The sequence below is a fragment of the Candidatus Parvarchaeota archaeon genome (assembly GCA_016866895.1).
GTDB lineage: Archaea > Micrarchaeota > Micrarchaeia > Anstonellales > VGKX01 > VGKX01.
The window spans coordinates 1-7,321 of sequence record VGKX01000046.1 but is presented as its reverse complement, the minus strand read 5'-3'; the positions used below and the strand labels follow the sequence as shown (position 1 = coordinate 7,321).

Sequence of the window (7,321 nt, the reverse complement as noted above, 5' to 3'; positions counted from 1 at the left end):
AAGAAGGCTTAAGGAGACTGGTGCAAAAGGAGTAATTATTGGAAAGGCGTTTTACACGCAGGCAATTGGATTTAAAGAGGCCTTGGAGGCTTCAAGATAGGCAAGCGGAAACTTATAAAAGTGGAAGGTAATGTTTATGGATGCTAAAAACAGCGATGCGGCGCTTAAGGAGCCGACAGGTCTTATTGAAAGGATTGTGAAGGATGGAGGAGTATATGCGCTTTTGTATTTTGACATGTACTCAAACGACCAGGCGCAGCTTCAAAACGCGCTTGTGGGGTTCATTGCAAAGCTCAATGGGGCGCACGGAGTCAAATACGTATATGGCGAGGTGGACAAGCCGGTCCAGGCAGAGCAGCTTTGGTCAACGACTGCCGAAGTCAAGGTGCTGGCCGTTGATTTTCGCTCCCTTGCGCAGTTGTGCAGCCTTTACGGCCCGCTTGGCATAGAGATATTAAAGCCAAATGAGATAAATCTAAGGCTGTCGGAGGCGCAAAGCATGCTTCTAGACGTCTCAACAATGCTCAAGGAGATGAATGCGCAGCTTGTGAACAAGGTTCTGGATGAAAAGCAGAGGGCTGAATACGAAAAGAGGATGGCCCAGCGGGCAGCCCTAGGAAAGCAGCTTATGGAAAAAATGAAAAGGGCAGAGGGCTGAAAAACCCCGCTTTCAAAAGCCTTGAAAAATGCTTCATAGGGTGTGGTTGCATGATTAAAAGCCAGAAAACCCAGGTCAAATCGGGGATTGAGGGGTTTGACAAGATTGCCGGCGGGGGAATGCCGCAGGGAAGCGTGGTTGCGGTTTCAGGGGGCACTGGAAGCGGCAAGACTACTTTTGCAATGCAGTTTCTTGTCAAAGGCGCATTAGAATCCAAGGAGCCCGGCGTCTATATTTCGTTTGACGAGCGCAAGGAAGGCGTGGCCGCAAACATGAAGTCCTATGGATGGGACCTGCACGCACTTGAAAAGGAAAAGAAGGTCGTGTTCATAGAATATCCTGTGCACGAAGTTGAGCATTTTTTGTCAAACGAGAGCAGCGTTAAGGGCCTGGTGGAGCTTCTGAATGTCAAGCGCCTGGTCATAGACCCCATTGCGCCAATTGCCCTTGCATACCAAAACCAGGACAAGAGGCGGATTGGCATAGCCAAGATGGTTGAGACAATACGAAAATGGGGCTGCACTGTTCTTGTCCTGTCCGATGACGAGGGTGCGGTGACGGAAAGCATACCTTCCACAAAATACGGGATTGAGGATGTGTGCGACGGGTATGTGAGGCTTTACTATTTGCACAGGAAAGGGGAGAGAAAAAGGTACATTGAAGTCGTGAAGATGCGCGGGGTGCACCATGAGAACAAGATTTTCGAAATGGGCATCAGTGACAGAGGAGTTTCGATAGACCCGGCAAAAAAACTTGCATAAAAACATAAGATTGGCAGGTCTTGCATAAAAGGCAGGCAATGGATTTGCATATTTTAAGCCACAGGATGATTGGTTATGGAGCTTGACCCATGGAGCAGCAGCATAGTAAGCGAGGAGAAGCTTTTTGATGAATTTGGCCTGAAAAATATTGACGCTGGCCTTGCAAAAAAAATTGGCGGCACGCTTGTGGGACGCGGCCTTGTGTTTGCCCATAGGGATTTGAACCTGTTTGAACAGGCCGCCGAGAGAAAAAACAAGATTGCGGTCCTTAGCGGGATAAAGCCCTCCGGAAGCTTTCATCTTGGCTCAAAGCTTACCGCAGACGAGCTTGTCTATTTCCAAAAAAGGTTTGATGCAAAGGTTTTCTACTGCATTGCCGACCTTGAGGCATACGCAGACAACGGCACAAGCCTTGAAAAGTCAAGGGAAAACGCAGTGTCAAACCTTGCGGACATGATTGCCCTTGGCCTTGACGAGAAAAACGCCCACATTTACCTGCAGTCCAGGGAGATTAGGGTGACCAATTTTGCGTACATGGCAGCAAGCAGGGCAACGCATGCAACCCTCAAGGCAATCTACGGCGAGAAGAACTTCGGGCTTTATTTTGCTGCCCTGACCCAGGTTGGCGACATACTTCTTCCCCAGCACGAGGATTTTGGCGGCCCAAAGCCGGTCCTTGTGCCTGTGGGCCTTGACCAGGACCCGCACATACGTTTCAGCCGCGACATAGCCTCAAAGCTGGGCCTGGTTGCCCCAAGTGCAACATACCACAGGACCATAAAAAGCCTTGACGGCTCGCAAAAAATGTCCAAGCGCAACGCAAAAAGCACGATATGCCTTGACGAGGACATCGGGGCAATAGAGAAAAAACTGCAAAGCGCGTTTAGCGGCGGGCGGGACACTGCAGCCGAGCAGCGGCAGTTTGGCGGCGACTCAAGCAAGGACGTTTTGTTTGAATATATGAAATTCCATTTTTTGCCTGACGACAGGCTGCTTGAGGAGATGAGGCAGGACATGGACAGCGGCAGGATGCTCACAGGCGAGTACAAGAAAAAATGGATACCCTATGCCCTTGAGTGGTTCAGGAAGCACCAGCAGGACAAAAAGGCAGCAATTAAAAAGGCTGAAAAGATAATAGAAAGGATAGCCCAGGGATAAGTTAGGGGCTAATGGGAGGGGCTTTGATTGCAGTTGGCGCCAGTGGGACCACGCCCAAAGCCTTATTGTGTTGGTTTTGATGGAGATTGCACAAGGACTTAAGTACTCGTTTGGGGCATTGTTGGACGAAAGGCCGAGGAAGGATTACATAGTTTTTGCCGGCATGTATTTTGTCTACGGCCTTGGGATGTTGCTTGTTTCAATTGCAGCAGGCTTTCTGCCGCAATCCTTGGCGTTTTTTTCCGCAGCCATGGCATTCACATTAGGGATACTGATAATGGCTGCCAGGGAATATTACTCGGGCAAATTCCTGAAAACCGGCCTTGAGAACGAAAGCCTGAGCCCTGGCGACTATTCTTTGAAGATTTTTTGGAAGTACATACTTACCAACATTATCCTTGCAGCACAGACGCTGGTTTTCTGGAGGGATAAAAGGTACCTGGTTTTATACATATTCCCTTTTCTTGCAGTGGTTGCAGGCCTTTTGGCCAGGTTTTTTTTGATGCCTTCAATTGGAGCAAAAGGAGTGGCGGTGATTGCCTCAATCGGCTTTGCGCCAGTTGCACTTGCATGGATTTATTTTTGGATTAGGCAGGCTTTTGCCCCCGAGTTATGTTTGGTAAATTCACAATTAGGCATGTTTGAATACACAAAAAAATCCTGGGAGATGACACAGGGCAAGGCCCTGAAAATATTCACATATTATGCTGCGTTTTTTGTCGCCCAGGTTGCGGCATTGGTTCCGTTTGCTGTTGCCTGGATAGTGCTGACTTTTATTATTGGCAGATTCACCCAAAGCACGGCTGCCTCAAGGTTTATTATGGACATGCTTGCGGTTTTCTGGGTGCCGCTTATCATGGGAGTCTGGGCATATGCAAGGGTTTATGTGTTTTGTGAAATCAGAAAGGAGAAAAGCCTGACAACACTTTGGAGCAAGGATGCTGCAGCTGAAAAAAAGCAGCAAAAAAAAGACTAGGAAATGCGGACTGACATTGGGGGTGCTGGAAAATGGAGATTGTTGAGAGCCTCAAATATGCGCTTAATGCCGTCACAGACGGAAAGCTGCACATGGATTTTGCAAAGTACATGGCATACACGATAGCTTTTGTCATTGTGGTCGCAGTTATTGTACTTGGAATGATATTTGGGGGGAGCCTTCTTTCAGCGACCAGCGAGGGAGGGGGGGCGTCTGTTTTCCTGCTGTTAATTTTGTTCTTTGGCGCCCTGGTAGTTGTCAACATGTATGTCAGCAGCTATTTTAGCGGAAAATTCATACGCACTGCACTTGCAAACGAAGGGTTTGCAAAAGGGGACTTCACTTTTGGCCTTGCCTGGAAGTTCCTTGTGGCGACAATAGCACAGGGGCTGCACGTGATGTTGTTCTGGAGGGAGAAAAAACACCTGGTTTTGTGGGTTCTTCCACTTATTGGAGTTGCAGTGATGTTTTTTGTGGCCTATTTGCCTGGCCTTGCGCTTGCAATTCTGCTTGGCATTCCCTTGTTTATCGGCTGGATATACCATGGAGTGCGACTTTCAGTTATGAGTGAGATATTCCTTTGTGACATAACGCAGGACATAGGGGCTTGCTCGCAAAAAGCCTGGGCAATGACAAATGGCAAGGCTGCAACAATTTTCATTTACCAGCTTGTGTTTGGGATAGCCATAATGGTAGTGATGCTGCCGCTAATCCTGGTTGGGCTTGTGATTCCCTGCTTCAATTATGTAGTGCAGATACTTCTAACCCCATTGCTAACAGGCATCTCAGCATATTTTGGTGTGTACATATACAGGGAAATAAAGAGGGAGGCTGAAGGAGGGGTTGCGCCACAAAGATTTGTAGCGCCCCAGGCACCTTTTGAGAAAAAATCAGCTGGTGCAGCAGCTGAAAGTCAAGTAAGCCCCCCGGTCTTGCATGCAGCAACACGCAGGCAAAGCGGCGGGTTTTCAATGCCAAGAAAAACAAGCAGCGGGCACATGGAAATGGGAGATGAAGACAGCCCAAAGGCAACAAAGACGGCAGCTGGCAAAGCGGCAAAGAAAAAGTAGATGGGACGCGGTGCTTACCACTTGTCCCTTTCTTTTTTGTTCTTTTCTATTTCATTACGCTGTATGTTGGCAGTCTCCCACAGCTTGCTTTGCATTTTTCTCAGGCGCTTTCGCTCTTGTGAGACAACAGGTGGATTGGCCGCCGATTCTTGGCACCATTGCGCAAAGCATTGCCTGCACAGCCATTTCCTCCCGCTTAAGAAGCCCGCCTGAAAGATAGTGTATTGCGCCGTTTTTCCTGCCAATGTCCCTGATGCCCGAGATTTTTGAAACCGCCCAGCCAAGGCTTGACTTTTCAGATTTGATTTTTTTTACAATTTCCCTGCCCACCTCAAAGCCCATGCTGCACCCGATGCTGTGGCCAAAGGAAGGCTCGTAAATTGAGCAGTAAAGGACATCGTAATGCCTGCCTGCAACACTGAACAGGCCGCTTTCAAACCCAACGCCAAAATCGCACCTGCCTCGTTTGGCAAGGCAATGTTTGTAGGCTGCCAAGGCGCGGTTTTTGGCTCCCTTGACAGTGGTTTGGCCAAAGGGCTGCTTGCCTATGCCAGATTTTGCCTTGAAGCCAACAACCCTGAAACTTTTTCCAAAAAGCCTTCTTGAAGCCTGGGCAGCCCCCGAAAGCTTTGAGGGATTGGTTGAGCCAACACAAAGAAGGACTGGCAAAAGCCTTTTGCCAGACTTGTCAATTGCCTTTATTCTAACACGCGTGCTTGAGATGCGAACATGGTCTTGTGCGTTGAGCAGGCTGATGCAAATAATCTTCAGGGGTTTGAGGCCGCGCCTATGCCTGGCCCTGTTGATTGCAATTGCCCCGTGAAGCGTCTCAAGGCTAACGCAAATAATTTTGGCAGCCCTTTCGGATGCCGCACCGCCAAACCTGTCGTCGATTTTTGAAATTTCAAAGCCTGCCCCCAATCCTGACCTTGCGCCAGACCAAGAGACAGTTGATTGCATGAATCTTTCCACTGCCTTTGCCCTGACTGAATAAGGCTCCAGGGCATGGCGCTTGAGGCTTCTTGCAAACCTGTCAGAGGTGATGCCTATTTGCACAAAGCCTGCCTTTGCCGCAACGCCAAGAAGCCTTGCGTGGCCCGCATGGAAGCAGTCAAACGTCCCGCCAACAATGACGATTTTTGCATTTGTTTTTATTGCCATTAAAACAAGCCTGCCAATAGTCAAGATGCTGGCGTTTTCACATGTGTTTTCAGCCCGACGGCTTCATGCCAAGCCTCAGCCCGACGGCTTCATGCCAAGCCTCAGCCTGACTTTATCCGATTCAAGTTCGCGCAGCGCATCTTTTGCAATCCACTTTGCTGCAGGGGAATCAATAAGCTCAATTTCGCGGGCAATGCCTTTTGCCTTTGAATTCAGGAACTTGTTGCGCTTGCCAATCTGGCGCAAGGCCCAGTTCACGGCCTTTTTGACAAAATTTCGCCCGTCAGCCGATTCGCGCTTTACCAGCCCAAGAAACTCCACAAATGTTTTGTCTGAAAGCCTCCTGTCATGGACAGCAAGGCATGCCATGAGCACAAATCCGGTACGTTTTACGAATTCCTCCTCCCGGCTTGAGTATTCCCTGGCCTTGCTAATTGCAAACTCCGTCTTGTCAAAAAGGCTGCCGCACACCTGGTCGCACACGTCCCAGGAGTCAAACTGGGAAGCCCACTTTTCAAACTGCCTTTCAGTGACGCACATGGGGTGTTCTATATACCCTGCAAGTATGCGCGCCTCGTGGATGCCTGAGTCCCAAAGCTGCAGCGCAAGCTCATGGTTTTTTCCAGCCCTTGAGGCTATTTTACGCAATTCAGGGATTGGGATGCCAAGCGTGCCGTTTGGGTTGATGCCAAAGCGCGCCATGCCCTCGACGTTCCGTGGGTTTTTAATGGAATTGAGGGTTTTGATTATCCAGTTGTAGTCCGCATTGCTTGGCTTCATGAAAAACACCCTGCGGCTAAAGGTTTATTTGTGCTTGTTTATCAAGTTAAGCATATGGAAAGAAAATTCCCAAAGGCGGCAAAGCTTAGCGAGCGGGAGCGAATTGAAAGCGACATAAGGCAGTTTGAGCAAAACGTGCCTGAGGTTAAAGTGACTGCCGAAAACTCGCACATCGTGGAGCTTGCGCGGCTTTACTGCAAGGACACTAAGTATTTCCTTGATAAAAAGGACTTTGTCACAGCGTTTGGCTGCATCAACTATGCGCACGGGCTTATTGATGCCTACCGCATAAAAAAATAGGTTGTGGATTGGTGGGCTGATGATTGTCAGTGAAGGCAAGGCACGGATAAAGATTGGCGGCGGGGCGTTTTTCAATCCAAGCATGAGGCTCAACCGCGACTTGTCCAGCCTTGCAGTCGGGGCAATAGGAAAAATTGAGGATGGAAAAAACGGAAGGGCAAAAAAGCTTGAGGCCTTGGACGGGTTTTGCGCAAGCGGAATACGGGGCATACGCTACAAACTTGAAAACGAGAACGTCGGGAAAGTGTCTTTCCTTGATGCAAACAAATTGCTTGCGGCACTGATTGAAAAAAATGCTGCGCGCAACGGGATAAAAAAAGCGCAAGTTTTCTCAGAGGACTTTTGCAAGGCGGCATATTCAAACAGCTTTGATTTTGTGGAGCTTGACCCGTTTGGCTCGCCAATGCCATTTGTTTATGATGCTGTGAGGAGTTTTTCCATGAGAAAGGCAGGTGTC

9 protein-coding genes are annotated in these 7,321 nt (G+C 48.9%); 7 read left to right on the top strand and 2 right to left on the bottom strand.

Going from position 1 to position 7,321, the window contains the following annotated elements; all coding sequences use genetic code 11:
* Positions 1-136 precede the first annotated feature (136 nt).
* The 5 genes from FJZ26_02735 (at position 137) to FJZ26_02715 (ending at position 4,623) form a co-directional block, all read left to right on the top strand.
* Positions 137-658 carry a hypothetical protein gene (locus FJZ26_02735; protein MBM3229324.1) on the top strand — a complete coding sequence of 174 codons (522 nt, stop codon included), beginning with the start codon at positions 137-139 and terminating at the stop codon, positions 656-658.
* Between the two features lie 50 nt (positions 659-708).
* Positions 709-1,419: a hypothetical protein gene (locus FJZ26_02730; GenBank protein MBM3229323.1), complete on the top strand. Its 711-nt coding sequence runs from the start codon at positions 709-711 to the stop codon at positions 1,417-1,419.
* Positions 1,420-1,494: 75 nt separating this feature from the next.
* Complete coding sequence (gene trpS / locus FJZ26_02725; protein ID MBM3229322.1) at positions 1,495-2,577, top strand: tryptophan--tRNA ligase; 1,083 nt, start codon at positions 1,495-1,497, stop codon at positions 2,575-2,577.
* Between the two features lie 79 nt (positions 2,578-2,656).
* Positions 2,657-3,553: a hypothetical protein gene (locus FJZ26_02720; protein ID MBM3229321.1), complete on the top strand. Its 897-nt coding sequence runs from the start codon at positions 2,657-2,659 to the stop codon at positions 3,551-3,553.
* A 32-nt stretch (positions 3,554-3,585) separates the two neighbouring features.
* Positions 3,586-4,623 (top strand): hypothetical protein, encoded by a 1,038-nt coding sequence (locus tag FJZ26_02715; protein MBM3229320.1) that lies wholly within the window; start codon positions 3,586-3,588, stop codon positions 4,621-4,623.
* Positions 4,624-4,677: 54 nt separating this feature from the next.
* Here FJZ26_02715 and yjjX read toward each other — a convergent pair whose 3' ends face one another.
* Both yjjX and FJZ26_02705 read right to left on the bottom strand, forming a co-directional pair.
* Positions 4,678-5,784, bottom strand: coding sequence for an inosine/xanthosine triphosphatase (yjjX, locus tag FJZ26_02710; protein ID MBM3229319.1), 1,107 nt, complete (start codon positions 5,782-5,784; stop codon positions 4,678-4,680).
* Positions 5,785-5,859: 75 nt separating this feature from the next.
* On the bottom strand, positions 5,860-6,564 hold the full coding sequence (locus FJZ26_02705; GenBank protein MBM3229318.1) for a DNA alkylation repair protein: 705 nt from the start codon (positions 6,562-6,564) through the stop codon (positions 5,860-5,862).
* Positions 6,565-6,618: 54 nt separating this feature from the next.
* Between FJZ26_02705 and FJZ26_02700 the strand changes: the two genes are divergently transcribed.
* A complete protein-coding gene (locus FJZ26_02700) occupies positions 6,619-6,864 on the top strand; it encodes a DUF357 domain-containing protein (protein MBM3229317.1) in 246 nt (81 codons plus the stop codon).
* A 19-nt stretch (positions 6,865-6,883) separates the two neighbouring features.
* Positions 6,884-7,321, top strand: a 438-nt coding sequence (locus tag FJZ26_02695) for a hypothetical protein (protein ID MBM3229316.1), incomplete at its 3' end; no start/stop codon positions are given.

Bases quoted from the DNA above. Each gene is read 5' to 3' on its own strand.
- FJZ26_02735 (MBM3229324.1), top strand. From the start codon at position 137: ATGGATGCTAAAAACAGCGATGCGGCGCTTAAGGAGCCGACAGGTCTT.
- FJZ26_02720 (MBM3229321.1), top strand. From the start codon at position 2,657: ATGGAGATTGCACAAGGACTTAAGTACTCGTTTGGGGCATTGTTGGAC.
- FJZ26_02700 (MBM3229317.1), top strand. From the start codon at position 6,619: ATGGAAAGAAAATTCCCAAAGGCGGCAAAGCTTAGCGAGCGGGAGCGA.
- FJZ26_02705 (MBM3229318.1), bottom strand. From the start codon at position 6,564: ATGAAGCCAAGCAATGCGGACTACAACTGGATAATCAAAACCCTCAAT.
- yjjX (MBM3229319.1), bottom strand. From the start codon at position 5,784: ATGGCAATAAAAACAAATGCAAAAATCGTCATTGTTGGCGGGACGTTT.
- trpS (MBM3229322.1), top strand. From the start codon at position 1,495: ATGGAGCTTGACCCATGGAGCAGCAGCATAGTAAGCGAGGAGAAGCTT.
- FJZ26_02730 (MBM3229323.1), top strand. From the start codon at position 709: ATGATTAAAAGCCAGAAAACCCAGGTCAAATCGGGGATTGAGGGGTTT.
- FJZ26_02715 (MBM3229320.1), top strand. From the start codon at position 3,586: ATGGAGATTGTTGAGAGCCTCAAATATGCGCTTAATGCCGTCACAGAC.